The sequence below is a fragment of the Flavobacteriales bacterium genome (assembly GCA_020635855.1).
GTDB lineage: Bacteria > Bacteroidota > Bacteroidia > JACJYZ01 > JACJYZ01 > JACJYZ01.
Window position 1 is genome coordinate 197,383 of the sequence record JACJYZ010000003.1, and the last position, 24,065, is coordinate 221,447.

Below are 24,065 nucleotides of genomic sequence, written 5' to 3' on the forward strand. Positions count from 1 at the left end.
CATTCAATGTGTGGTTGTGCACGATGGTTAAGTCGACTTTTAACCAACTGCCGTTCCCGGTATATGAATGGCGGGGAATTCCTTATGAAGGAAGATTAGGTGAGTGTTAAATAGGTGTAATTGCTTATAGGTTGGTTCAGTGGCAATTGAAATTTATGTGGGTCGGCAGGATAGCGCCGGTGTTTTCAGGCAACAAAAAAGGGCGACATTGCTGCCGCCCTTCCCAATCATCACATAAAAGATATGTTTACTCAATCACCAGTTTGCCTGCTTTTTTCTCGGCGCCACTTTCCAGTGAATACCAATACATGCCTGCGGGCAGCTTGGATGCATCCCATTGGATGGACTGATCACCCGCATTCATGTGGCCGTTGTAAATCTCTTCAACCTGAGCACCCAACTGGTTATATACCTTCAGGGTCACATCCGATTCGTTGGTAAGGGTGAATGAAAAAGTGGTTGCTTCGGAACATGGGTTCGGGTGGATGGTGGCATGGCTGAACAATTCACCCTGTGCCGGATCTACCGTGAGTTCGGCTGTTTTGCTGGCTCCGCCGCCTGACAGGGAAATGTTCCAAATCGAGATTTTCATGGCATTGGGAGCGTATGAACCAAAGGCGCTCCACGTACCACCTCCGACGGTTACCACCCGTTGAGATGCCGGTCCGACAGAGAGCGTTGCAGCTTTGGTTTGTTTGACGATGACTTCGAATTCATCATCTGTATTGGTGATATTGTTGGCCCCATCCAGACTCCAGGTGCGAACATCCAAACGGCCACTTCGCCGTGCGCTGGATAGGACCAGGCCGGAGTGTACGGTACAACTGGCGATATCTTTAAAACTGCCACTTATTGATTGGGTGGGATTGGCAGTAATTGTTCCGTTGGATTCGTTGAGCAAGCAAACAGTTTGATAAAAGTTATTTCCATCAACCGTGCTGATGACGCAGCGGTTGCTTCCGGTTGAGGTGACAGCTACACCATTTGAGCCTATTGCATTGATGGAAATATCATCCAGCAAATCAATGGTTGCTCCATTGACAAACCTGTAATACCGTACCCTGGATATGGTAGCACTCTGGGAATCATAAGAGGTTACCACAAAGGAGTTGTCATCAGTCGGAGTTCCTCCAACGTAATCCGCACCGTCCAGCGTTTCCGTATCTTCAAGGGTTATCGGCCCGTCTGTGGTAACTTCAAATGATGCGATCTCGGAATAGGGTTGTATGCTGCTCTTCATGCCTGCAACCGCCAATATGATGCGCGCGTTGTCTCCTCCGTTGTTTTCCCTCACTACAAATAAATCCAGATCATTTACGCCAGCGAAAGGATAGGTGTAGGACTGCCATAAATAGGGCGTGCTACCACTTACATCCCATGTGTGCAGGATGATTGAATTCGAAGTTCTTGTGGCTGTGATCACACGGTTGCTTCCGTATTTGGCGATTCGCACCTGGCTTGACGATACATTGCTGGTTTTTTCATAATCCTGCAGGGTGATGGTGTTGCCATCCGGCGAAACATACCACTTAATGACATAGGAAGAACCATTGAATACGGAAGCAGTTGCAAACGTATTGTTGTCAAGCGTTGCTACGTCTATCTGGTTTTCACCCGTTTCCAAAGGATCAATTTTATAGGTGGTTGTACTGGAGGGTTCGTGTCCCAACCGGGTAAGGTCCTGGGCCAGTCCGGGTGCAGACGCGCCCATCAGGATGGCGCCCGCAATGAGGCCTGATTGCAAGCCCTTTCTCAGAAGTATGCTGTGTTGTGATGGTTTCATTGTTTGCGTTGTTTGGTTTGACATAGTGAGAGATTAAGGTTTGAACTGAAATCAGGTCCAAATTAGTCCCGATAACCGTGGATTCGCTGATGCAATTCACCAACAAGAGGTTTCGCTTCATCAAGAATTGGTATGCTTTCATTAACCGAAGCGATGCAAAACCGCTAAAGCCGCAACAAAAAAGGGCGACATTGCTGCCGCCCTTCCCAATCATCACATAAAAGATCCATTTACTCGATCACGAGCTTGCCTGTTTTTCTTTCGGTGTCACTATCCAACGAATACCAATACAAGCCTGCGGGCAGCTTGGAAGCATCCCATTGAATGGTCTGCTCTCCGGCGTTCATGTGACCGTTGTAGATCACATCAACCTCAGCGCCCAGCTGGTTGTATAACTTCAGGGTCACGTCAGCATCTTGAGCGAGGGTGAAAGAGAATTGTGTGCCAGCTGAACAAGGATTGGGATAGCAGGAAAAGTTTCCGATCCGTTCGCCTGGTTCTACAACTTCAGCAACCTTCGTGGTTTTCCCGGGGCTAATAGGTAGGATGATGTCCCACACGGTTACATGCAGGATGTTGTCAAGATGCTTCCCGAAACGGGTATACTCGCCCACGTGAACCGTTACAATGCGCTGGTTGGCGAAGCCTGTGTTCAGGTAGGCAATCTTGGTTTGTTTGGCGGTGATATCCAGCACGTCACCTTGGATGATGGGTTGGTTGGAAGCGTCAATGTCCCAATCCTGAACGCTTAGCTTACCGTCACGCACACCACCTATTGCGAAAGAATAGGAACCAGTACTGCAGCTTGCAACGTCTGTGAAATTTCCGCTCTCCAATGAGGCTGCTGGCGTTGTGATATTGCCTGTGGAAGGATCTATCGCACAAAGGATTTGGGAAATTCCCGCATCGTCGATTGAACTAAGGACGAATTTTGTATTATTCAAAGCGGTCACATCAATGCCATTTGAGTAGAAACCGGAAATAGCAGTTGACCCTCCATACACCCAGGTATAATCATTTGCAATGGTATAGCGGGTAAGGAGTACCTGGTGGTTTGATGCAAGCCTTGCCAGTACGACCGAATTGTCATCCAGGCGGGTGGTGGCAACATGCACAGAATTTTCATTGCCTTTTGTGTCCAGTTTTGCTATGAAGCCTGAGCTATATACACGGTACAGCGACATTTCAGTGCCGAATTGCGAATAGGAAGGGTGCACACCGGTGACGGTCAGTGCAAAATAGCTGACGGCACCGTTGTTTTCATCACGGATCCATGTCAGGTCCCAGTCGGTAACCGTGCTCCAGTCGTGAATATGTTTATCCAAAATGACCGGTGTGCTTCCACTGAGATCCCACACAGCCAATTCTACACCCCCAACCACCCTGTTGGCAGTTACAATGCGACCCGGACCGCAATAGGCAGCCCGAATGCCCAGGCTTATTTTTGATTCGTCCGTTAAGCCGCCCAGGAGGGTCAGGTCATCTCCATCGGATGAAACGGATACTACACGTACCCTGGGGTGATAGTCTCGCAGGTAGGTGACTGCAAAGGTGTTTGCGTCCAATCGAACCACGTCCAACTGGTCGCCTGCATCTTCGGCTCCGGAAGCTTCGGTGACCTTACCGAATGATTCCGGTTCATGTGCTTTTTTGTAAAGTGATTGGGTATGACCTGGCAGTGATATGCCTGCAACGAGCATACAGGTGATCAGGAAGGATCTGCCGCTTCGTTCGGAAAGTAAGGGTAGTTTCATTTTTATTGGTGTTAGGTTCTACATGTACTGGATTTCCCGTCGCCGGGAAAAGCAACACCAAAGTACTAGGCAAGCTGTCGGATAAGGACGTTGTTTTAACCACCGTATGATATCACTTCATGAAACCGTGGTATGCGCACATAAGCAAAGATGAAAACCGGGAGGAATCCAGGCTCAATCTTTGCCATCTGCAAACCCCTGCAGGTAACCGAACTTTTCAGTAAGTTTCCCGTCCTGGGCAATGGTAGCCCGCTGTAGCAGTCCATCCTTGTCGCCATCCAGCATCGCAGGTAAGATGCGTTCGATCAGGTCGTGCCCGAACATTTCGGAAGCGTCCCTCGGAAGGCCGCTTGGTAGGTTGTCAACTGCCATCACCGTAAGGGTGGATTTGTCAAATGGCACACCTTCGCTTTCCGTAGCAGGGTTGTAGCCGTAGAAAGGATCCTGGGCGGTGGTGGTACGAATGGTGGATGGAATGGAGCCGTTCACATCGCATGTAATGTCAGCAATCACGCTGATGCGGAACCCCGGCTGTCTCATCTCTTCGCGGGTAAACAAAGGCGCCGTTCGCGGATCCCAGAAATGGCAGGCCAGCAATAGGTCGCAGGCACGTGTGTACGGCATAAAGGTCGACTGGTACCTGTCGGGATGTTTGTAAAACTCTTCCTTCACCCATCCCGATCCATCCTTCGCTTCATAGTAATCCTTCGAATGCAACTGGCAGTACACTGGTTCCATGTAGTGGTAGGTGAGGAATTCGTAGGGGGTGACTTTGCGCACTTTCAATGCACTCAGCGTTTCGATGGCGCCGTTGGCCGAACGCCCTCCGCCGGTGACCAGGATCTTGATGTTATGAAGCTTGGCGGAAGACAGCTCCTGTTCCATCTCCGCGCGGTCACGGCATTCGTGAACCGGCTTGAGATGAAAGAGGTCGTACTTGTTCCCGTATCCCAGGATGCCATTGTAGGTGCCGATGATGCCGGCAAATCGTCCGAAGCCGATTACCCGGTTTCCATACGGATCGGTAAGCGTCTCGTAGTCGATCAAACGAACCAGTTTGCTGAGGATGGTTTGCAACAACGGCCGGTTGTATGCTTGCTTTTTAATCGTATGAGAGAAGAAAAAGTACGCTTTGCCGGGCAACAGTGCATCTGGCTTTACTTCCTTGATGCCTAGCAGAAAATCGCACGCAGAGAGGTCTTCCGTAACGGTCACACCTTCCTGCCTGTATTCATCATCGCTGAATGAACGCAGGGGGGAAGGCTCCACCAGGATCTTCAGGCCGGGATGCGTTTGCATCAACTCCCTGCATTGCACAGGCGACAAAGGCACACGCTGATCGGGTGGCTGCTTGGTTTCTTTAATAAGTCCGAGGACGAGGCTCACGCGGCAAATATACTCAAATAACCATCCCGTGAATGCACAGCCATCGTCGGCATGTTGCCCTTTTTCGTTACATTTACCCTCCTAAAATGCACCATCATGGGACGGATATTTGAAAAACGTAAGCACAAAATGTTTGCCCGCTGGGCCAAGATGGCAAAGGCCTTCACACGGGTTGGCAAAGACATCAGCATGGCCGCAAAGCGGGGTGGTCCTGACCCGAATACGAATGCGCAGCTGCGCATCGCGATTCAGAATGCCAAGGCCATCAACATGCCCAAGGCGAATATCGAGTCTGCGATCCAGCGTGCCACCAACAAGGACATGAAGGACTATGAAGAAATGGTCTATGAAGGATACGGTCCGCACGCGGTGGCAGTGGTGGTGGAAACTGCCACAGACAATCCTACCCGTACCGTTGCCAACGTGCGCCATTGTTTTACCCGTGTAGGAGCAAGCCTTGGAAAAACCGGTTCACTGGAGTTCCTGTTCGAGCGCAAAGGGGTGTTTGAAGTGGTGGATGAAGGCCAGGATCTGGAAGAGCTCGAGCTCGAACTGATCGACAGCGGCCTGGAGGAAATTGATAAAGCCGACGGAAAAATCTACATATACACCGCATTCACCGACTTCGGTAACATGCAGAAGGCCCTTGAAGAAAGAGGTATCCAAGTATCCACCGCTTCCCTGGAACGTATCCCCACCAACCAGGTAGAATTGAATGATGAGCAACGGGCCGAGGTACAAAAGATGCTCGACTACCTGGAAGAAGATGACGATGTGCAGGCGGTGTTCCATAACATGAAGGAAGACTGAGCAAATGCGTTGAACAATTCCGCCCACCGGTTGTTCTACAGGCATGAAGATCCATACCTATGCGAGTGAGCAATTGCTGCCCGGAATAGCACTCGGGGAAGCATGGGCGTTTTTCGCCACTCCCCTCAACCTGAACCGCATCACCCCGCCCCATCTGCATTTTGAGATATTGAGCAAAGACGCTGGTCAACCGATGTTCAAAGGGCAGATCATTCGCTACAAGGTACAGCCGTTGCCGTTGTATCGCACAACCTGGGTGACGGAGATCGCGGAGGTGAACCCGATGGTGTCTTTTGTGGATGTACAGAAGCAAGGACCTTTTGCCCACTGGCATCATACCCACCTGTTCTTCCAGGAACAATCAGGTGTGAAGATGTACGACAACCTCCAATACACCATCCCTTTCGGCCGTGCCGGACAGGTGGTTGGGCCTTTCATTCATAGAAAGGTGACCGAAATATTTTCCTACCGGAGGCTAAAGCTGGAAGAAATATTTCCTGTGCGCAAATAAAGGCGGATTCCGTACATTCGTCCCGGTCCATTTCCTAATCTTTTTGGAATCATCATGAAGAAACTCCTTTTCATATGTGCTTGCTGTGCCTTTGCCACATCAACACATGCGCAATCAACCGACGAACGTGTGAAGCAACTGGCTGCGCAGGAAGAATCCAAAGTGATCGCCTGGCGCCGCGACATCCACCAACACCCTGAGCTCAGCAACCGTGAAACACGAACGGCTGCACTGGTGGCCGAGCACCTGAAGAAACTGGGCATTGAAGTGAAAACCGGTGTGGCCAAAACCGGCGTGGTGGGTATCCTGAAAGGAGGAAAGCCCGGTCCGGTTGTGGCGTTGCGTGCTGATATGGATGCGCTGCCCGTAACCGAAAGGGTGGATGTTCCCTTTGCATCCAAGGTGAAGGCTACCTTTGAAGGTAAGGAAGTGGGTGTGATGCACGCATGTGGTCATGACACACACGTGGCCATCCTGATGGGTGTGGCCGAAGTGCTGGCTTCCATGAAAGACGAATTGCCCGGAACCGTGAAGTTCATCTTCCAGCCGGCAGAGGAAGGGGCTCCCAAAGGAGAAGAAGGCGGCGCCAAACAAATGGTTGCAGAAGGCGTAATGGAGAACCCCCACGTGGATGCTGTGTTCGGACTGCACATCAGCTCGGGCCAGGAAGTGAACACCCTCACCTATCGTTCGGGAGGAACCATGGCCGGCGTGAACGATTTCCAGATCGTCGTGAAAGGCAAGCAATCCCATGGGGCTTATCCGTGGAATGCGGCGGATCCCATTGTGGCTTCTGCACAAATCATCAATAACCTGCAGGCCATCATCAGCCGCAACCTCAACATCACACAAAACGCGGGTGTGGTCACCGTCGGATCCATTCATGGCGGTGTTCGTTCCAACATCATTCCCGAACAGGTGGAAATGCTGGGCACCATACGATCCCTCAGCGCATCGGATGAAGAATTGCTTGTGCGCCGTGTTCAGGAGGTGGCCACCAAAACAGCGGAAAGTGCCGGTGTGACTGCCGAGGTGAAGATCCCTTACAGCGTGCGTTACCCCGTGACCTACAACGATCCTGATCTGACGGCAAAGATGCTGCCCACCATGACCCGGACCGCAGGGGCCGGGAATGTAAACGAAATAGCCGCCGTAACGGGCGCGGAAGACTTTTCATTCTACCAGGAAAAGGCTCCCGGATTGTATTTCTTCCTCGGCGGAATGACCAAGGGCATGAACCCCGATGATGCATCGGATCACCACACCCCCGATTTCTACATCGATGAAAGCGGCATGAAACTGGGCGTGGAAGTGCTGGTGAACCTGACGCTGGACTATTGTAAAGGAATGACGAATTGAGTCGCAAGTCTCAAGTTGTTCATTGAATCCAACTATAAACCATGGCTGGCGCGGACGCTGGTACGGACGTCCTCGTCCGCGCCACAAACTCACGACTAAAGACTTACGACTATAGACTCCACAGCATGCAACGCTTGCTGAATGTCGTGCACAAGGTCGGCGCTGTTTTCTACACCCACCGATAAGCGGATCATCTTGTCGGTGATACCCAGCTCATCTTTGAGTTCCTTTTCCATGCCCGCGTGCGTCATGGATGCCGGGTGCTGTGCCAGCGATTCGGTTCCGCCCAGACTTACAGCCAGCTTCACCAGCTTCAGGTGATCGAGGAAAGCAAAGGCCTCCTGTTCACCACCGCGGATATCGAAAGACAGCATGGCCCCGGCCGACAGGCACTGGCGTTTGTATATGTCTGCCTGTGGCGATGAAGTACCTTCAAGCGTTCCCAGGAAATACACCTTCTCCACGAGTGGATGGCTCCCGAGGAAATCAGCGATCACACGCGCATTCGCTGCCTGGGTTTCCATCCGGATCTTGAGCGTCTCCAGGCTGCGAAGGAGCAACCAGCCGGTCCATGGACCGGCCATGTTGCCCAAAAAGGTGCGCAGGGTTTTCACACGGCCGATCAGTTCGGCATTTCCCAGGCACGCACCCGCGATCACATCGCTGTGCCCTCCGATGTATTTTGTGGCCGAGTACAACACCAGGTCGGCGCCATGCGCCAGCGGATGTTGCCACAACGGCCCCATGTAGGTGTTGTCTACCGCAACCAGTACCTCTTTCTCGGGAGTTGAAAGTTGTTCGGCGATCTGACGGCACACCGCAATATCAATGAGATCATTCGTGGGGTTGGCGGGTGTTTCGATGTAGACCATGGCCAGGCGGTCCGACTGGCCGTTTTGTGCCAGCCGCTCCAGGATTACATCCCTGGTTTCTCCCGGACGAAATCCGGTGACTTCAATCCCGTAACGGGTGAGCACCTCCCGGATGAAATGGTCCGATCCGCCATACAACGGGTTGCTGTAAAGCAATACATCTCCCGGATTCAGGAATTCAAGCAGGCAGGTGGAGATGGCTGACATGCCGCTCTCGAACACCGCACAGTCTTCCGCATCATCCCATAGGGCAAGCCTGTTCTCCAGGATCTCCAGGTCGGGGTTGTTGAGCCGGCTGTAGATCAGGCCGGGTTGTTCGGTTTCTCCTTTCTCTCGAAGACCATAGGCCAGTTCAAAAAAAGCCTTGCCTTGTGCGGCATTCCTGAAAACAAAAGTGGATGTCTGGAAGATCGGACACTTGATGGAGCCTTCCGACAAGGAAGGGTCGTATCCGTAAGACATCATCAGGCTCTCGGGTCGGTTGCTGTGCTTGGGTTGTTGTGCCATGTGGGTGGTATCAAATGGTTCCATGCAAAATTATGGCACATGGATAAAAAATATAAATGTGTGCGAAAAAGCAGTAATAAATGCTGCATATTTGTATGATATTAGAAATTATAGTTAGAATTGATATGGCAAAAGCATCCAATCCAGAAAAAAAATCTGCCGGTCGTTTGGATGCGGTGGATAAAAAGATACTGGACCTGCTTCAGGACAATGCAAAACTTACCATCAAGGAGATCGGCGCCCGGCTTCACCTGACACCGACACCGGTATATGAACGCATCCGTCGCATGGAGAAGCAGGGTATAATATCGCGTTATGTAGCCCTGCTTAATCGGGCACGCACCGGCAACAACCTGATGGCCTTTTGTGCAGTTTCCCTGGATACGCACAAGGCGGAGTACATCAGCACATTTGAAAAGGAGGTGGTGAAACTGGCCGAGGTGCAGGAATGTTACCACGTGGCCGGGCAGAACGATTACCTGTTGAAAGTGACGGTGACCTCCATGGAAGAGTACCAATCGTTTCTGGCGAAGAAACTGGCTTCGCTGCAGCACATCGGTAAGGTGGTGAGTTCATTGGTGATGTCGGAGATCAAGCACACGCATAAGGTCAGGTTGTGATTCGGTTATACTTTTTGTTTCTCGTACCGAACATTCCGCGCGGAGAGGTAGTTGAGAAAATAGTCTGCACAGCCATCCATGCCGCCGATCTGTTCGGGCGGAAACACACCTGATAGGCCCGGTTGCGTTTCGAGCAGCCACTGAGCCGCAGCTGTGGCGGTGTAGCCTGTGGTTCGGGCCATGGAGGATGTTTTCGAGAGGGCATCGTACCGGTCGAGCAGGGTGTATGCCCATGTTTCTTCCTTGCCTTTTTTGTCTTTACCTGATATCGTGACACGCATCACGGTGAACTCTTCCTCTTCCGTGCCCAGCTTCCAGTTGTCAAACAGGATCCGGCTGGTGAAAGCAAGTGGTGCGAGGCGGCTTCCACCCACTTCAATGGGATCGGTTGAAAAGAAACCGGCATCCCTCAGCACGCGCATCTTTTCCGCATGACCCGGATAACGCAACGTTTTCTCTTTCATGTCCGGGATGTGTGACATCGTGGTGATCAGCGTCCGCAATCCATCTGAGTTGAAGGATTCCAAGGTGCCCACTTGCGGAAATGAAACATGCTCCACGTCACTCAATGCCGGCTTCACCACTACGTGTCCGTTCTCCACGTAGCGCGCGGGGCGGGTATATTCTTCGATCACATCCACGGGTGAGAACGGCGCTTTGTATTCGAACGGCCAGGTGCGAACCAGCGGAAGTCCGCCCACCAGGCATTCAAATCTTTCCACCTGCATGTGTCTGTTGTGATAACCCAGCAGCAGGTTGCCCATGCCCGGCGCCACACCACAGTCAACAATGGCCGTTACGCGGTGCTCTTTTGCCAGGTCGTTCAGCATCAATGCATCTTCCGGAAAAAAGGAAATGTCAACCACATGTTTGCCGGCCATGATGATGTGCCGCAATGTGTCGTAGCCGAGGTACCCGGGCACGGCGCAGATCACCAGGTCGAAGGACGAAATGGCTTGCGTGAGTGCCTGTGTGTCGGTCACGTCCAGCTTCAGCGTGTTTACCTCCGGACATCGTGTTGCAAGGGATGCAAGGATGGCCGGATCCATGTCCGTGGCGGTTACCGAATGTGATTTGGACAGGTCGATGGCCATGGCGCTGCCGACCATGCCGCTACCGAGTACAATGATGGATGCCATTGGAAAGGGGATTGAAGGTTGGGTGAGGGAAGGATATCACTTAGGTATGCTTGAGGATTTCAAAGGAAAACACGTCTTCAAGGTAAACATTCGCCTGCATAAGTCGGATGATTCCGATGATGCTTATCTGAAATTTAATAGGTTTGTCCGTCCAACCAAATCACATACGACATGCCCACGGTTCGCATCAACCATTGCAATTATCATTATGAAGTTCACGGAAGTGGTAAAGAAGTGCTGGTGTTGTCCCACGGTCTGCTGTGGAGCGGGTACATGTTTCATAAGCAGGTGGCGCACCTGAAGGATGATTACACCGTCATCACATACGACCACCGGGGCCAAGGTCAAACGGAAGTAACCCGAGGTGGTTACGATATGGATGAGTTGTATGAAGATGCTGTGGCGCTTCTTGAACATCTGAACCTCGGCCCGGTGCATTTCGGTGGCCTCAGCATGGGGGGCTTCATGGGATTGCGTCTGGCGGCAAGGCGTCCGGAGTTGATCAAGTCGCTGATATTGATGGAGACCTCGGCGCTGGATGAACCCAACAAAACAAAGTATACCATCCTGAATGTGCTGGTGAAACTGTTCGGGATCCGGGTGGCGGTGAAACCGGTGATGAACATCATGTTCGGACAAAAATTCCTGAACGACCCGACGCGCCGGGATGAGGTGGCCGAATGGCGCGCTGAGCTGGTGAAGAACAAACGCACGATTGTACGCGCCGTTGACGGTGTGATCTACCGGAAAGGTGTTGAGAACGAGCTGCACAAGATCAAATGTCCTACACTGATCCTGGTGGGTGAGCAAGACATTGCTACTGCGGTGGATCGGTCGCAGCACCTGCACAAACACATTCCCCAATCAAAGCTGACAGTGGTAAAAGGTGCGGGTCATACGGCTTCCGTGGAGGAAGGCGATGCATACAACCAGGCCATCGGAAGTTTCCTGGAGGAGGTTGTGAAGAAAGCAGTTCCAGAGGAAACACTAAGCGTTTCGTAACCGGTTTCCGAACACGCTTTCCAGTCCGAGTAAAACCACCACTGCTCCCAGGCTCATCCAGAGTGAGCGGGGAAGGGCGGAAAATGAGAACGGCCATCGCAGCTGTGAAATATAATTCATGAAATCAGTGAACATCGATGTGGTTCCTGAGGGGATGGCATTCGGACTTGCAATCAGCGAAACAACCACAATGAGGGCTGTCACACAGGCGGCCATCCACCACTGGTGCTTTCCGAACAATGGTTTGTAGTGAACGTGCACGGCAGTTTCCTTTAAGATCTGTTGCATGACCGAAACTGTGAAATTTTGCGACGGCGCTTCGGTTGCCTGTTCCAGCAAATGGCGGGTGATCTGATCTTCCGTTTTCATAGCAAACTTTTTACTTCGGTTTTCAATAGATGTTGTAGTTGTTCGAATAACTTCTTCCTTCCCCGGTGCAGCTTCGTTTTTACGTTGGTGGCGGTGAGTCCGGTCACCTGTGTGATCTCCTCCACCGACTGGTCATCCATATAAAAGAGCACCAGGATGGCGGCGTCTTCTTCGTGCAAACGGTTCAGCGCTTCCTTTATGTAGTGCTTGCGTTCTTCTGCTGTGAGCGCATCCACCTGGTCGGAAATTCCCGAAGCCAGGGCCGGGTCGTAGTCCTCATGTTCAATGGTTCGCGTGTCCGGTTGCTTTTTCCGTATGCGGGAGATGGCGGCGTTGTACACAATGGAATACAACCACGTGGAAAACCGCGACTCCATGCGAAAGGTATGCAATGAGCGATACGCCTTTATAAAGGCATCCTAGGCCACCTCTTCGGCATCTTCCCGGTTGCGAACGATTTTCAGGGCAAGTGTAAAGGCGTACGTTTTGTACTTGTTCACCAGAGGCTCGAATTCCCCCGACGCACCGGCCCTGATCCGTTCTATGTAATACTGGTCTTCCCGGTATTTCATGGTTGGTTATTCATCCTCTGTGACGCACGCCGCAACAACCCGGTTGCAAAATCGTGAAAATATTTTGTCCGGGTTGTAACGTTTAACCAGCACCAGGCGTCTTACGACTGAAAAACAACCTGCTACCATGCAACGCCGAAACTGGATCATGCCCGCCCTTACAGCCTGTTTACTGGGTGGTCTGCTATTCTTTCTGATGATCTGGACCTGTCATGTTACCATTCATTACCTGCAGGCCACGGATCCCGGTTTTGCGCAAACGGAATCCATGGAAATGCCGGATGCGAATATATATGTAACGGAGCGGGACGGTGTGTCCGGATGGCTGGTGTCAGGTGCAGATGCCGGATGTATGGCCATTCGTTTTCAATCGGGTGCCAGGTTGTTCTTCGGCTTTCAAAAGATGGCGAAGCGAATTTCTTCCATCCGTCCGACGGTCGATTTCTAAAAGGCTTTCCATTTTTTTTAAAGAAAATTGAAAAATCCTGCAACCGGATGCCGATGGGTGGCGTCAGAGCTTTTGAAACACAATCAAAAACCAGCATTATGTCACCAGAAATCATTGTCCCGTTAGGATTCTTCGCCGTCAGTTTCGGAATTATGTATCTCATTGTCACCAGCCGCAACCGCGAACGCCTGGCCATGATCGAAAAAGGCATCGACCCCAGGGTCTTCACCGAAGCCCGCAGGTATACAGCCATACGTGTCGGGTTGATGGCGGTGGGGGTATCGGTCGGACTGGTTCTTGCCAACATCTTGGTTGAAACCACAGCCCTCGACCAGGACGTGATGTACCCGGCGCTGAGCTTTCTCTTCGGCGGACTGGGGCTCATCATCTCCCACTTCATTACGCGCAAGATGCGTTTACAAGACGAAGAAGAGGAGCGCAAGAAGGGGTAACACCATCCCGCATTGAACATAAAAAAAGCCGGTGAAGTCGCCGGCTTTTTTGTTGGATGGCGGTAAAGAACATCTTGAACCGGATAGGTTGGAGCATGTCACGGCCGTGAAAAACATTTCATCCGTTGTTTTCGTACATTTACAAGTGTGGAACATCACAACACGTGATCATTGCCGCTGATCAAACACCCAAGTTATGAAAGAAGTGACCCTGAAAATTCCTGATAAGCGATTCGGTTTCTTTATGGAACTGGTCAAACAACTGGGCTTCGAAGTGACCGAAAGGGCCGATCAGATGGACATTCCTGAAGAACACAAGGCCATTGTGAGGGAGCGGATCAAAAAATCCAAACCTGAAAAATTGGTTCCCTGGAAAGAGGCGCGCAAGCAACTCAACTTCAAGGGTAAGTCCTGAAATGTTATACGTACTTGTTCTTGATCCCCTGGCTATACGGGATATACAGCAAGCCATTGATTATTATGACGAACAAAAAGCAGGGTTGGGCTCCAGGTTTGAGAATGCCCTCAACAAGCACCTGCTAACCCTGGAAAAGAATCCGTTTTTCAGCATCCGTTACGACGAAGTGCGCTGCCTGCCATTGAAGAAGTTTCCCTATATGGTGCATTTTTCCGTTAGCGAAAACGACCGGTTAGTCATTGTTCGAGCTGTTTTCCATACCTCACGGGATGCAGAAAACTGGAAGGGAAGGAAATAATCAGCGCTTGCATCAAAGATTCTTCAGCAGTTCCTGCACCTCTTTTGAAGAAGGACTGTATAGCAATGCCGTTTGCAGATACCCTTTCGCTTCCACGATTTTTCCCTGCGCAATCATCACCCTCCCGAGCAATACGTTTGCATCATAATCGAAGGGGTAGAGGGCCAGCACTGCGGCGGTGTATTTGGATGCCTGCGAGAAATCCTTCCGCACATAATAGATGTACCCGAGCCGGTAATTAGCTGTGGTATTCCGCGGGTCTATCTCCAGGATGGAGAGGTAGGTTTTGATCACATCGTCCCAGTTTTCCATGGCTGCCGTAGGGTACACATACCCGATGCGGGCTTCCACCGAAGTGGGAGATAATGTCTTGGCTTTCTTGTAGTGGTTTTGGGATTTCAGGTACTCACCCTGCATGTAGTACAACCAGCCGAGTCGCAGGTTCTGTGCATAGCTGCCTTCTGAATAAACCGCGTTGATGTCGGCGATGGCAGCTGCATATTCCTTGTTGCTTTCATGTGCATAGCTGTTGGAAAAGGCATCGGCTTCGGTGGTGGTTTGCGCTTGTGTGCAAAGCGTGGCGAGCACAAGCAGCATGCAGGTCAGGATGTTGTTTTTCATGGTCTCGGAGTTCAGAAACGAATAAGGGTTTGGAAGAAGAAATGTTCAAGTTGGTAATGGCGTTCACTCAGGATGTCAAAGACGGATTCATGCTGATAACCGGCCCGGAGGCTCAGGTGATCATTGGCTTTCCACTGAGCGGAAAATCCCACCCGGTCAAGTCCGTCGTAGGCATTCAGCAGTTGTTGTCCGCCGAGCAGTGCCAAGGGATAATATCCCTTGTGTATGTAGAACAACTCACCATACAAATGGCTCGTGAGTTTGCCGGAGACAGAAGGTGCGATGTTCAGATGGCTTTCACCTGACAGGTACAGGTAGTTGATGTCTGCCCCGATCCACCAGTCGCTGCGGTCGCCCAATTCAAGAAATCCCGATACGCCGGCTTGCCACACATCGGTTTTAAAACGTTTCGTGTGTTTGGTTGTGTCGCCTTGCAATTCCACAAAATCATTCAATACCATCATGCCCTGGTGCAACACCACATGAATCGAGTCTGTGTGGCGCTCGGTGTAAGCAGGATATGTATAGGTCCGGTATCCGCCGGCATGTGGCCGAATGATCATTCCATTGCGTTTCCATTCCACGTTCAGTTCGCCGTACGCACCCTGTTCCTTGAAGTCGCCCTTGTATTCGTAGGACCGGAATATGGTACTCTCCCGCATGGCCGGTCCGCCCGGTCCGGGAACTTTTTGTGATACATGAATGATGCGACCGCCCTCAAAATCCAGCATGCTTTCATATTGCACGAGGTGAAGACCACTGCCCAACGTAATTCCGTTGCGCAAGGCATATCTCATGGTCGCGTAGTAATCGTGTTGTGTAAAATGTCCCCATACCTGGGTTTGTTTCGAATACATGTAACCGTGTTCCAGTTTCAATCCGGGTGCGAATTTATGTTGAAGGGAAATCCCTCCGTAGGTGATGTTGCCAGCGGTATCAGGCTGGTTTGAGATCTTGATGCCGCCGATCAGCGACAGCTGGTCCATGATGTGCTTTGGGTGGTAATAGATTTTGCGTTGGACGGAATCGGGGAGTGAGGTGTACATGTCGTGGGCGAGGCGTTCATCGCCCTGCATCCAGTAGCTCCAGAACAGGTATTGCCTGGCGATGGAAGACGTGCTGTTGTTCTCCAGGGCATCGTTCAGGGCTTTGGCGGATTTTGAGTAGTCGCCCGAATAGTAGTAGGCAATGCCCAGTCGCAGGTTGAGATAGTAATAGTTAAACCCCTGTTCTTTTGCATCCTCTACGGTTCTGGCCAGGTCTTTCCATTGCGCATGTACATATTGCTGGTAGGTGGTGCTGTCGACCTGCCGGTAGGTCATTTGTGCAAAACCGCTTTGCGCCATCAATAGCAGGCAACATGCAATGCGTATGTACGGAGGGATCAGTCGATGCATTGTGCGATGGTTTTCCGGGAATTCCGAATGAATTCTATTTGTTGTATGCGGTGGTTTTCAAGGGTAATGCGGGTGGTCATTGTTCCGTATACCCTGTTTCCCATTTCACCTTGGCACTGACTTTCAATCACCAGTTTTTTGGGGTGATGCCGGGTGTCCGCTTCTTCCTGCCTGCTTGTATAGGAAGCCCCGATGAAGTGGAAGAAGGGGGCTGTGAAGTCTTGCAGTATCCGCACCGGTGCGGCGAAGAAGGCATCGGTCATGAGGCGGTCGGTGACTTCCGCGCCGGGGTAATATCCCAGCAGCACCTTGTGGGCCCCCAGGTAGAATTGATGCAGCAGCGTATCCTTCTTTCCATAATAAGCGGTGAAGAAAAACAGGGTGCCGTTGTTGATGAAGTAGGCGGTGGCTCCGCTGGAGGTGCAGTAGAGGTACGTTTGGTTGAGTGCATTTGTAAATACCTCCCAGGTAACGGTTTTCGTTGTGCCGTTTTCTTCCGTCTCAAAGGTGAGTTTCTTCCCGGGTACCAGTCCGAAGGCATCCGCCAGCAGGGGTGTGGTATGTACGTTGCTTACCGTTTCACCTTCTGCAGGGATGTCAAATGCGTGGAAGGTGTATGCATCATCTTTTACCGTGAGGTAATATCCGATCGGGTAACGCATGGTGGCTGATCCGATGAAGGGTGTTGCCTGGATCTGAAAGTGGAGGTGTGGTTCGGGTGAGCGTCCGGAGCTGCCACAGTTCCCCAGCACATCCCCTTTGCGCACATAGTCACCTTCCTTCACTTTGATGGAATCTTTCCTGAAATGCGATAGTTTGCTATACAGATGGTCGGCATGTTTGATGACCACGGTATTGCCCCAGTTCTCCTGCACGTTCACCTCACCGGGGTCATTGTCATCAATACCGTCCTGCACCTTCACCACCCAACCTGTTGCGGGTGCCACCACCGGAACATCAAAGCAATAAAAATCTGCATTGGTGAGTCCGGGTGCGCGGTAGGTGTTACCCATGTCATCACGGATGTCGAAATCCCAAGCATATTGCCAGTCTTCCTTGTGGGTGATGTTTCCGCCATGCCCTTGGGAAACCGTCCAATTGCCCATCACCGGTAGGGCGATATGAATATGGGTTTCCGCACGAAAACGTTCCTTGTTGTTGAAATGGCGGTAGTGGTTTTCTTCCGGGGAAAAAGTTTGCGCAGTGACCAGTTCGAGGCCGGATGTTTTGCTGCGCAGGAACATCGCACCCAGGAACAGCCACACCACGATGTTGAAGGGGAGCGAATACAGTGGCAGTTGATACGGGGTGAAGAGCGTGTGCAGGGCGCTGATGAGCAATGCACTCACGGGGATGGTGAAGGCCAGCAGCAGGAACGAACGTCTGGATGCCACGGTGAAAAAACCGCCGAGGGCCATGGCGGTCAATACGAAATTGAACCCGATGTAGGAATACACCAGCGGGGTGAAGTCGCCCTCCAGCCGTGCATAAAACAGATAGCCGATCAGGAAACCGTAGATTGAAAGCACGAAGGAAATGCGGGAAGAAATCAGGATGGCAATGGCCACGATCACCCCGGCCAGGTCGTTGTATTGAAAGAGGATGGCACCGAGTGAACGCAAGTAAAGTAAGATGGCATTGGCGCCGGGTAGGGATTGCAACGTCGATGTGGTGCCCGAGAACAACTCCGGAAAGTACACGGCCAGCGAAATGGTTTCCTTTTCCTTCAGCACGAGGGATGTGAAATTGCCGGCGCCCAGGATCACGATCCAGATGGCAACGAGGAACGGGATGCTCAGGAACGGCAGGTTCTTTTTTCCAAGGGCTGAAGCAAACCACAGGGTGAGGAAAAAGGTGAGCATGGCGGTGATCACCAGCAGCACCAGGTAGGGCAGGGAAAAATCGTAGAACACACCCAAGGCCAATCCCACCAAAACTTCATTGTAGGTGTAGGTGCCGTCGCGTACCAGCTCACGATTGAAGTTGAACAGGATGGCGGTGACCTGCCCGATAAGCACGGCCAGTAAGGCGCTGCACCCGGCGTTCAGGTCGAAGAAGGAAACCAGGATCAGCAGCCCCGCCAGCACACGGCTTTTGGAGAAGAAGACCTGGGAGAAGCTGTGCAGCAGACCTTCCCCGATCAATGTTATGTGAGCCTCCCGTTTGAACATTTACAACTTGAATGCACGCAGGTATTCCGGTACCACTTCATCCTGCTCCAGTGTCGCAAGTTCTTCACGTTTCTTGATGACGTGTACCTCCCCGTTCGGCGCGATCATAACGACCGCCGGGCGCAAGGTAATAAACTGCATCGACTGGGTGATGTTGTAGGCGCCCACATGGTGCACCACCACATGGTCACCGGCTTTCAGCGGGGGCAGCGAAACGTTTTCGCGCACCACGTCGATGTTCATGCAAAGCGGGCCGTACAGTACGCAGTCTTCGGTGTGTTGCCCGAACTCCTGGGCCGGACTCACCTTGTGGTCATACCAGAAAGAGGTGAACATCACGTTCACGCCGAAGTCCAGGATGGTGGCGCGCCTACCGTCCGACAAGCGCTTGTTGGAGATCACGCTGCCGAGCAGGTAACCGGCATCGTCAACCAGGGCCCTTCCTGTTTCGAGGTAGAGGTAGGGGAGGGCGTCGGTGTCGAAACCGGCATTGAGCAAGGCGGATGTGATGGCTTCCGCGTACTGACTGATCTCAGGAACCGTATCGGCGCCGAGCTGGTATGATCCTTTGAGCGTGTTTTTGGAAGCGAAGCCGCCGCCCATGTCGATGTAGGTCACCTGGTGTTTGTACCGGCGTTTGATGCTGAGGGCGAGGTCGGCCATTTTGGTAGCGGCGATGCCATAGGCGCTGGCCACCATCATGTAGGTGCCGATGTGGCAGTGGAGCCCGACCAGTTCCAGTTTGCCGGCAGCCATGATCTTGTTCACGGCATCCCATGCCTGTCCGTTCTCATAATTGAAACCGAAACGGTCCCACATGGGGTAGATGCCGGTGTCCATGTTCACGCGGATGGCTACACGGGGTTTGCGTTTGAGGTTACCGGCCAGTTCGGTCAGCCGGTAAAGTTCATCCAGGTGATCAATGTGGATGGGTGAGTCGTTTTTGATGGCCAGTTGGAGATCCTCGTCGGTTTTATCCGGACCGTTGAACAGGATCTTGTCACCGGGCACGCCGTTCTTCAGTGCCTTCTCATATTCGAACCGGGATACCACCTCTGCCCATGACCCTTCCTGGTGAAACACGTCGCAGACCGCGTTCAGGTAGTTGGTTTTGTATGACCATGCGAACTGCACTTTCGGGTAACGCGTTTTGAAAATGCGTTTGGCCTGGCGGTAGTTCTCGCGGATCTTCCGCTCGGATAACACGAACAGCGGCGAGCCGTATTTCTCAATCAGGTCTTTGACCGCCTGTCCGTCTATGTGGGTAACGGGTGCATACTCCGTGCGGGTGCCGAACTTGTTCATCATGCCGGTATTCAACGGTTTGATGATCGGTCTTTCGTAGGCTTTCTTTTCCATGTTGCTTGCTTATAATTCTCCGATGGTTGAGATCTGTTCGAATTCTTTCATGTTCACGATCATATCGTAGGAATAGCGGATGAACATCTTACCCGCTTCATAGGTGTCGAAGGGTTTCACATCCTTTCCCATGGTGAGGTTCACGAGGCTTTCCACCTGGTTCTGGCCGCATCCCACCGTGAGGTAACACCAGGCGGGGAAGCGTGGGTTGATCTCGATGAGAAAATATTCGTCATCGGTGGTTTTCATGAATTCCAGTTCGAAAGGTCCTTTCCATTGGGTGGCTTTCACAAGGCGGCGGGTTACTTTGATGAGTTCATCGTCATCCAGGGAAACGCCGGCCCATGCTTTTCCTTTGTCGGTGATGTACAGTTTGCGCATCGGCACAGCGCCTAAGGTTCGTCCGGTGCCATCGCCGATGCCGCACACATTCACTTCCGATCCGTGTACGTATTGCTGCACCAGCACGGGGAGCCCCCACTGTGCATGGATCTTGTTGAAGTGCTGCATGGCCTGGTCGTTGGTGTAGGCCACCTTGGCATCGTAGAACTTGCCTTTGACCACCAGGGGAAATCCCAGCTCATCGGCAGCGGAGGGAATCTCGGCGGTGCTGAAGATCATTTTGGCAACCGGTACGTTCAGGTCGTGGGTCTCACCGTATTTGTAAAGGTTCACTTTATGTCGGGCCTCGAACTGTTCAAGCGTGGGCAGGCACATGCGGATGTTGAGGTCTTCTTCCAGTTGTTTCTGGATGGAGATGAAGTTGAACAGCTCCGCGTCGAAATTCGGAAACAGCATGTCGATCTTCTCATGCGATTGAATGTAGCGGAACCGTTCCATCAACACCTGTTGTCCGGCTGAGGGGTAAGGGACCTGGTAGGTTTTGTCCACCAGTTCGTGCATGTAGATCCCAGGTTCAAGCGACTCGTATGACAAACCGATGATGCGCACATCAAAGCTGGTGGCTTCGCGCAGGGCCCGTATCACCGCCAGCCCGGGGCCCGGACTGTCAATGGCGTTGAGGCCTGTGACCGCGATGGTATAACTGGGTTTCGACATATCTATTCTGTGAGTTTGTAATTCTTCAGCATGGCCTGGAAATCGTAGAGGTCTTTTTCAACCGTGGCCTGGTCGACCATGTAGCCGTCTGTGACCTTGCGGATGATCTCTTCCTCTTTCTTTCCTTCCTGCAGCAGTTGCAGGATGAACTGACCGATCGGATTCACCGAATAGGAATCACCCGTAGAGGGGTTGAAGAGGAAGCCGGAGTCGCTGACGGCAATGTTCTTTCTCAGTTTCATGATAAGATGTTTATGTTCAACTTACACATCCGTTTTTCTGGATGGTACAGGTATCTGAAAGCTGTTACCTTGCCACCAAGGCACTAAGAATGAGTTGGGTTTCTTAACACCTTCGTGTCTTGGTGCCTTTGTGGCATCTGTATATTGAAAAGGTTTTTTCACTGGAAAAGCCACCTTCCGGTGAAATATAAACCCATTACAAACATAACGGTGCCGGGAAGCGCATCATTTACACGATTCCGGCGATGTTGTGTATAATTCGGTGAGAACGGTCAGCCCGCGATGATCTCTTCCAGCGGGGTCAGCGGCGGATCCACAAGTTCCCTGAACTGTGACACGGTGTACCCTGTGGTTTTCTTGAACTGGTTGCTGAGGTATTGCACGCTGCTGTACCCGAGCACGTATGAAATCTCGCTGAGCGTATAGTCGCTGTGGATCAGCATTTGTTTGGCCTTTTCGATTTTCAGCAGGATGATGTACTTCTCCAGTGTAAGTCCGGTGTTGGAGGAAAATGCCTTGCTGATGCGCTCGTAGGGAAGCTGCACCCTTTCGCTGATGTAGTCGGAATTGCGGATCAGTCCGTTCGTGTTGTTGGCGTAGTGGATCAGTTCGATGGCTGCGATCTTGGTCTTCTCCACGATCTCCTCTTCCGGATCGCGCACCACATGAAATCCGATGGACTCGAAATGCTGTTCAATGGCCGCTCGGTTGATCACCTCCGTATCAAATGTAAGTGTGGCTTCACCCAGGAACACCTGGTTTACTGCCACCCCGTCTACATGTTTGAAATGCAGATCCACCAACCGGATACAGCTTTTGGAAAGCATGTTGCGGAGGATGAATTTCTTGGTCTCGGTCATTTCAGGTACGGATGCAAAGGCTAAGATGCAAATTTTGAGTGAGGGTTCATTCTACGGAAAAATCGAAATAAGTATTCGGGTGAGGTTCATTTTTCAGCAGGAAGTGCCACCATTCCCCGCGGTAGGCAATGAAGCCGTGTTTTTCCATTGTCTCTTTCAGCAATTGTCTGTGCTCTTTCTGGCGTGATGTGATCACGGCACTGTTACCTGCGATCGGACCGAAGTGATCAAAGCTGCAACCCATATCGGTTTCTTCGCCGGCGTGTGCCCCGTCCTGATAAATAAGGGTCAGGTCGATGGCGCTGCCTCGTGTATGCCCGGATGAATCGGCGATATATCCTTTACGGAACAGGCTTATCTTTTGTATGTCCGGATAGTATGCTGCTTTCATGCGTTGGTCCTGCATGTCTTTGCTCCACCGCACGAAGTGGTCTGCCGCGCGTTGCGGGCGGTAGGCGTCGAAGATCTTCAGGCCGTATCCGTTTCCGTTCAGTTCGGTTTGTACCGCTTTGAGTGCATGGATGGCTTCGTTCGTCAGAATCGCTCTTGGTGCCATGTATCCGTCAATTGTATCTCCGATGAAATTGTTCTCCGAGCAGTAGCGGATGTCTTCAGCGATGCCTGGAATGCTGTCGCGCACATAGGCAAAACCTTCGGGCAGGTGATGGGAGGATGTATCCGAGGATATATCTGCGACGGTATCGGGAACGCTAATGGCAACGGTATCGGGTGCAGATATCTGTGCCGGTTGTATGTGCGGATGATCGGGCGCGTGGGTGCATGCACCCGTGAGCAGGAGGAAAAACATCCGCCTGTGTAAAAAGCGGTGAAATGGATTCAGACCTTCCATTGTTTGCGGAACACTTCCGGGAGGGTGAAGGGCTTTCCTTTATAGGTATCGAAATAACCGACCAGGGCTGTGAGCATCTTCAGGGAGAGTTGATCGAACAGCCCGTCGAGCTGTGGGTATTTGTCTTCGAGTTGTTCGCCTTTGCGTGCGAGGAACGAAAGGAATGCAGGCAGCACGATACCCAGGCATCCGTTTTTGGTTTGAAGGCCCAGTTTGTCGGCGATGTCATTTCCGCACATGAAACGGATCAGAATGTCGGGTGCGGCTTCCAGCTTCCCATCCGGGATGTGTGCGGTTGAAAAGCTGATGAGGGCTTGTGTCAGTACGCGTCCGGCTTCCGACTCCGCGGCCTGGCGTTGCAGGATTTGTTCCATCAGGGTTCGGGCTTCGGATAGGTTGTGTGCCATCAGGTCTTCATTCAGTCCGAGTACATACCCGATGACATTCCATGTATGCAGGTAAGCTTCCTTTTTTTCTTCCGGTTCTTGGATTCCGGTTTTTTCCAGTCCGTCAACCAGGGCGATGCCGAAGGTCAGGATGGTAAGTGCCATGTCTTCCTGGTTGATGGGGCGGCCCAGGGTGGCATGGTCCCATTCTTTTATCTGAACAAAATGGCGGATGGCGGCGTGAATCAGTCGTATCTTCTGTATAGCGGGTATGGCTTCCCCTCCCGGCTTGAGGGTACCGGGTATCATCACGTGAAGGAGGAACTGGCCGGTCTCCGCGATGCGCCTGGCGAACTTCAGGTTCTGGTCGTCGGCATGTGCGAGTCTTCCGGTTTGGATCAATACCTGCGCTCCGTTTTTGCAGGCATATAGCAAAGGAAGCGACTTGTAGAAAAGGATGAGGAGCAGTTTGGGTCCCTGGTCCAGGAAGTACGACTGGGCCAGTTCAATTTTCTTCGGATCCGCCCAGGCAGGAAGAATGGATGTGTTTCGGAGATAATCGGAAATGGAAGAAGGCAGTTGTTCGGCGGGTAGATCAACGTTGCGTATGAGCACGTCAAAAATCTTGCGTGATTCTTCGATGCCATGATCATTCACGATTTGTTGGATGACATTGTCAGCAGGTGGATCCTGTACCTGCCGTTTTTGATCCAGGAAAGTGTCAGACCAGGTGTTCATGTGTGGTTGTGTGAAGGCTGATAAATATCAGGGCATGGCCTGATCCCAAGCATGGTTTTGCGTAGGGGGTAATGCCCATATT

Annotated in this window: 25 protein-coding genes and 1 pseudogene; 9 read left to right on the plus strand and 17 right to left on the minus strand. The window is 51.8% G+C overall.

The window, feature by feature from the left end; genetic code table 11:
* Positions 1 to 247: 247 nt before the first annotated feature.
* The 3 genes and pseudogenes from H6585_09115 to H6585_09125 form a co-directional block, all read right to left on the minus strand.
* On the minus strand, positions 248 to 1,783 hold the full coding sequence (locus H6585_09115; GenBank protein MCB9448489.1) for a T9SS type A sorting domain-containing protein: 1,536 nt from the start codon (positions 1,781 to 1,783) through the stop codon (positions 248 to 250).
* 230 nt (positions 1,784 to 2,013) lie between these two features.
* Positions 2,014 to 3,537 carry a T9SS type A sorting domain-containing protein gene (locus H6585_09120; GenBank protein MCB9448490.1) on the minus strand — a complete coding sequence of 508 codons (1,524 nt, stop codon included), beginning with the start codon at positions 3,535 to 3,537 and terminating at the stop codon, positions 2,014 to 2,016.
* A 174-nt stretch (positions 3,538 to 3,711) separates the two neighbouring features.
* A pseudogene (locus H6585_09125) lies at positions 3,712 to 4,911 on the minus strand (alanine dehydrogenase).
* A gap of 108 nt (positions 4,912 to 5,019) precedes the next feature.
* On the opposite strand from H6585_09125, the gene H6585_09130 reads away from it, so the two are divergent.
* The 3 genes from H6585_09130 to H6585_09140 are packed head-to-tail and all read left to right on the plus strand — an operon-like array spanning position 5,020 to position 7,603.
* Positions 5,020 to 5,733, plus strand: a complete 714-nt coding sequence (locus H6585_09130; GenBank protein ID MCB9448491.1) for a YebC/PmpR family DNA-binding transcriptional regulator — start codon at positions 5,020 to 5,022, stop codon at positions 5,731 to 5,733.
* 43 nt (positions 5,734 to 5,776) lie between these two features.
* A complete protein-coding gene (locus H6585_09135) occupies positions 5,777 to 6,244 on the plus strand; it encodes an SRPBCC family protein (protein MCB9448492.1) in 468 nt (155 codons plus the stop codon).
* A gap of 54 nt (positions 6,245 to 6,298) precedes the next feature.
* Positions 6,299 to 7,603, plus strand: coding sequence for an amidohydrolase (locus H6585_09140; GenBank protein ID MCB9448493.1), 1,305 nt, complete (start codon positions 6,299 to 6,301; stop codon positions 7,601 to 7,603).
* Between the two features lie 95 nt (positions 7,604 to 7,698).
* On the opposite strand, the gene H6585_09145 is transcribed toward H6585_09140, so the two are convergent.
* Complete coding sequence (locus tag H6585_09145) at positions 7,699 to 8,982, minus strand: cystathionine gamma-synthase family protein (protein ID MCB9448494.1); 1,284 nt, start codon at positions 8,980 to 8,982, stop codon at positions 7,699 to 7,701.
* Positions 8,983 to 9,107: 125 nt separating this feature from the next.
* Between H6585_09145 and H6585_09150 the strand changes: the two genes are divergently transcribed.
* Positions 9,108 to 9,602 carry an Lrp/AsnC family transcriptional regulator gene (locus H6585_09150; GenBank protein ID MCB9448495.1) on the plus strand — a complete coding sequence of 165 codons (495 nt, stop codon included), beginning with the start codon at positions 9,108 to 9,110 and terminating at the stop codon, positions 9,600 to 9,602.
* A gap of 5 nt (positions 9,603 to 9,607) precedes the next feature.
* Here H6585_09150 and H6585_09155 read toward each other — a convergent pair whose 3' ends face one another.
* Positions 9,608 to 10,741, minus strand: a complete 1,134-nt coding sequence (locus tag H6585_09155; GenBank protein ID MCB9448496.1) for a saccharopine dehydrogenase NADP-binding domain-containing protein — start codon at positions 10,739 to 10,741, stop codon at positions 9,608 to 9,610.
* Between the two features lie 171 nt (positions 10,742 to 10,912).
* Between H6585_09155 and H6585_09160 the strand changes: the two genes are divergently transcribed.
* The gene (locus H6585_09160) at positions 10,913 to 11,743 is read left to right on the plus strand and encodes an alpha/beta hydrolase (protein MCB9448497.1); all 831 of its coding nucleotides are present in this window, start codon (positions 10,913 to 10,915) and stop codon (positions 11,741 to 11,743) included.
* On the opposite strand, the gene H6585_09165 is transcribed toward H6585_09160, so the two are convergent.
* From H6585_09165 to H6585_09175, 3 genes are read right to left on the minus strand one after another with little or no spacing between them, the layout of a single operon-like run.
* On the minus strand, positions 11,729 to 12,112 hold the full coding sequence (locus H6585_09165) for a hypothetical protein (protein ID MCB9448498.1): 384 nt from the start codon (positions 12,110 to 12,112) through the stop codon (positions 11,729 to 11,731). The genes H6585_09160 and H6585_09165 overlap by 15 nt on opposite strands.
* Positions 12,109 to 12,489 carry a sigma-70 family RNA polymerase sigma factor gene (locus tag H6585_09170; GenBank protein ID MCB9448499.1) on the minus strand — a complete coding sequence of 127 codons (381 nt, stop codon included), beginning with the start codon at positions 12,487 to 12,489 and terminating at the stop codon, positions 12,109 to 12,111. Before H6585_09170 ends, H6585_09165 begins: the two co-directional genes overlap by 4 nt.
* A 42-nt stretch (positions 12,490 to 12,531) precedes the next feature.
* Positions 12,532 to 12,684 carry a hypothetical protein gene (locus tag H6585_09175; protein MCB9448500.1) on the minus strand — a complete coding sequence of 51 codons (153 nt, stop codon included), beginning with the start codon at positions 12,682 to 12,684 and terminating at the stop codon, positions 12,532 to 12,534.
* 127 nt (positions 12,685 to 12,811) lie between these two features.
* Between H6585_09175 and H6585_09180 the strand changes: the two genes are divergently transcribed.
* The 4 genes from H6585_09180 (at position 12,812) to H6585_09195 (ending at position 14,300) form a co-directional block, all read left to right on the plus strand.
* Positions 12,812 to 13,132 carry a hypothetical protein gene (locus H6585_09180; protein MCB9448501.1) on the plus strand — a complete coding sequence of 107 codons (321 nt, stop codon included), beginning with the start codon at positions 12,812 to 12,814 and terminating at the stop codon, positions 13,130 to 13,132.
* Between the two features lie 98 nt (positions 13,133 to 13,230).
* Entirely contained in the window at positions 13,231 to 13,584 is a 354-nt protein-coding gene (locus H6585_09185) for a hypothetical protein (protein MCB9448502.1), read from the plus strand.
* Positions 13,585 to 13,780: 196 nt separating this feature from the next.
* On the plus strand, positions 13,781 to 13,999 hold the full coding sequence (locus tag H6585_09190) for a hypothetical protein (protein MCB9448503.1): 219 nt from the start codon (positions 13,781 to 13,783) through the stop codon (positions 13,997 to 13,999).
* A gap of 1 nt (position 14,000) precedes the next feature.
* Positions 14,001 to 14,300 (plus strand): type II toxin-antitoxin system RelE/ParE family toxin, encoded by a 300-nt coding sequence (locus H6585_09195; protein ID MCB9448504.1) that lies wholly within the window; start codon positions 14,001 to 14,003, stop codon positions 14,298 to 14,300.
* Positions 14,301 to 14,312: 12 nt separating this feature from the next.
* Here H6585_09195 and H6585_09200 read toward each other — a convergent pair whose 3' ends face one another.
* From H6585_09200 to H6585_09240, 9 genes are all read right to left on the minus strand, one after another.
* Complete coding sequence (locus H6585_09200) at positions 14,313 to 14,921, minus strand: tetratricopeptide repeat protein (protein MCB9448505.1); 609 nt, start codon at positions 14,919 to 14,921, stop codon at positions 14,313 to 14,315.
* Between the two features lie 11 nt (positions 14,922 to 14,932).
* Entirely contained in the window at positions 14,933 to 16,318 is a 1,386-nt protein-coding gene (locus H6585_09205; GenBank protein ID MCB9448506.1) for a tetratricopeptide repeat protein, read from the minus strand.
* Positions 16,306 to 18,489, minus strand: coding sequence for an urea transporter (locus H6585_09210; protein ID MCB9448507.1), 2,184 nt, complete (start codon positions 18,487 to 18,489; stop codon positions 16,306 to 16,308). The genes H6585_09205 and H6585_09210 overlap by 13 nt, the downstream gene beginning before the upstream one ends.
* The gene (locus tag H6585_09215; GenBank protein MCB9448508.1) at positions 18,490 to 19,848 is read right to left on the minus strand and encodes an alanine racemase; all 1,359 of its coding nucleotides are present in this window, start codon (positions 19,846 to 19,848) and stop codon (positions 18,490 to 18,492) included.
* 9 nt (positions 19,849 to 19,857) lie between these two features.
* A complete protein-coding gene (locus H6585_09220; GenBank protein ID MCB9448509.1) occupies positions 19,858 to 20,907 on the minus strand; it encodes an ATP-grasp domain-containing protein in 1,050 nt (349 codons plus the stop codon).
* A 2-nt stretch (positions 20,908 to 20,909) separates the two neighbouring features.
* Positions 20,910 to 21,152: a PqqD family protein gene (locus tag H6585_09225; protein ID MCB9448510.1), complete on the minus strand. Its 243-nt coding sequence runs from the start codon at positions 21,150 to 21,152 to the stop codon at positions 20,910 to 20,912.
* Between the two features lie 269 nt (positions 21,153 to 21,421).
* Positions 21,422 to 22,009, minus strand: coding sequence for a helix-turn-helix transcriptional regulator (locus H6585_09230; GenBank protein ID MCB9448511.1), 588 nt, complete (start codon positions 22,007 to 22,009; stop codon positions 21,422 to 21,424).
* Positions 22,010 to 22,055: 46 nt separating this feature from the next.
* Positions 22,056 to 22,817, minus strand: coding sequence for a M15 family metallopeptidase (locus H6585_09235; GenBank protein ID MCB9448512.1), 762 nt, complete (start codon positions 22,815 to 22,817; stop codon positions 22,056 to 22,058).
* Positions 22,818 to 22,846: 29 nt separating this feature from the next.
* The gene (locus H6585_09240) at positions 22,847 to 23,983 is read right to left on the minus strand and encodes a DUF2236 domain-containing protein (GenBank protein MCB9448513.1); all 1,137 of its coding nucleotides are present in this window, start codon (positions 23,981 to 23,983) and stop codon (positions 22,847 to 22,849) included.
* Positions 23,984 to 24,065: the final 82 nt, after the last annotated feature.

Excerpts from the sequence above, each read along its gene's own strand:
- H6585_09165 (MCB9448498.1), bottom strand. The coding sequence starts at position 12,112 with ATGAAAACGGAAGATCAGATCACCCGCCATTTGCTGGAACAGGCAACC.
- H6585_09215 (MCB9448508.1), bottom strand. The coding sequence starts at position 19,848 with ATGGAAAAGAAAGCCTACGAAAGACCGATCATCAAACCGTTGAATACC.
- H6585_09145 (MCB9448494.1), bottom strand. The coding sequence starts at position 8,982 with ATGGCACAACAACCCAAGCACAGCAACCGACCCGAGAGCCTGATGATG.
- H6585_09130 (MCB9448491.1), top strand. The coding sequence starts at position 5,020 with ATGGGACGGATATTTGAAAAACGTAAGCACAAAATGTTTGCCCGCTGG.
- H6585_09230 (MCB9448511.1), bottom strand. The coding sequence starts at position 22,009 with ATGACCGAGACCAAGAAATTCATCCTCCGCAACATGCTTTCCAAAAGC.
- H6585_09180 (MCB9448501.1), top strand. The coding sequence starts at position 12,812 with ATGCAACGCCGAAACTGGATCATGCCCGCCCTTACAGCCTGTTTACTG.
- H6585_09155 (MCB9448496.1), bottom strand. The coding sequence starts at position 10,741 with ATGGCATCCATCATTGTACTCGGTAGCGGCATGGTCGGCAGCGCCATG.
- H6585_09195 (MCB9448504.1), top strand. The coding sequence starts at position 14,001 with ATGTTATACGTACTTGTTCTTGATCCCCTGGCTATACGGGATATACAG.
- H6585_09175 (MCB9448500.1), bottom strand. The coding sequence starts at position 12,684 with ATGAAATACCGGGAAGACCAGTATTACATAGAACGGATCAGGGCCGGT.
- H6585_09235 (MCB9448512.1), bottom strand. The coding sequence starts at position 22,817 with ATGTTTTTCCTCCTGCTCACGGGTGCATGCACCCACGCGCCCGATCAT.
- H6585_09220 (MCB9448509.1), bottom strand. The coding sequence starts at position 20,907 with ATGTCGAAACCCAGTTATACCATCGCGGTCACAGGCCTCAACGCCATT.
- H6585_09115 (MCB9448489.1), bottom strand. The coding sequence starts at position 1,783 with ATGAAACCATCACAACACAGCATACTTCTGAGAAAGGGCTTGCAATCA.
- H6585_09140 (MCB9448493.1), top strand. The coding sequence starts at position 6,299 with ATGAAGAAACTCCTTTTCATATGTGCTTGCTGTGCCTTTGCCACATCA.
- H6585_09120 (MCB9448490.1), bottom strand. The coding sequence starts at position 3,537 with ATGAAACTACCCTTACTTTCCGAACGAAGCGGCAGATCCTTCCTGATC.
- H6585_09160 (MCB9448497.1), top strand. The coding sequence starts at position 10,913 with ATGCCCACGGTTCGCATCAACCATTGCAATTATCATTATGAAGTTCAC.
- H6585_09150 (MCB9448495.1), top strand. The coding sequence starts at position 9,108 with ATGGCAAAAGCATCCAATCCAGAAAAAAAATCTGCCGGTCGTTTGGAT.
- H6585_09185 (MCB9448502.1), top strand. The coding sequence starts at position 13,231 with ATGTCACCAGAAATCATTGTCCCGTTAGGATTCTTCGCCGTCAGTTTC.
- H6585_09210 (MCB9448507.1), bottom strand. The coding sequence starts at position 18,489 with ATGTTCAAACGGGAGGCTCACATAACATTGATCGGGGAAGGTCTGCTG.
- H6585_09170 (MCB9448499.1), bottom strand. The coding sequence starts at position 12,489 with ATGGAGTCGCGGTTTTCCACGTGGTTGTATTCCATTGTGTACAACGCC.
- H6585_09135 (MCB9448492.1), top strand. The coding sequence starts at position 5,777 with ATGAAGATCCATACCTATGCGAGTGAGCAATTGCTGCCCGGAATAGCA.
- H6585_09205 (MCB9448506.1), bottom strand. The coding sequence starts at position 16,318 with ATGCATCGACTGATCCCTCCGTACATACGCATTGCATGTTGCCTGCTA.
- H6585_09240 (MCB9448513.1), bottom strand. The coding sequence starts at position 23,983 with ATGAACACCTGGTCTGACACTTTCCTGGATCAAAAACGGCAGGTACAG.
- H6585_09190 (MCB9448503.1), top strand. The coding sequence starts at position 13,781 with ATGAAAGAAGTGACCCTGAAAATTCCTGATAAGCGATTCGGTTTCTTT.
- H6585_09200 (MCB9448505.1), bottom strand. The coding sequence starts at position 14,921 with ATGAAAAACAACATCCTGACCTGCATGCTGCTTGTGCTCGCCACGCTT.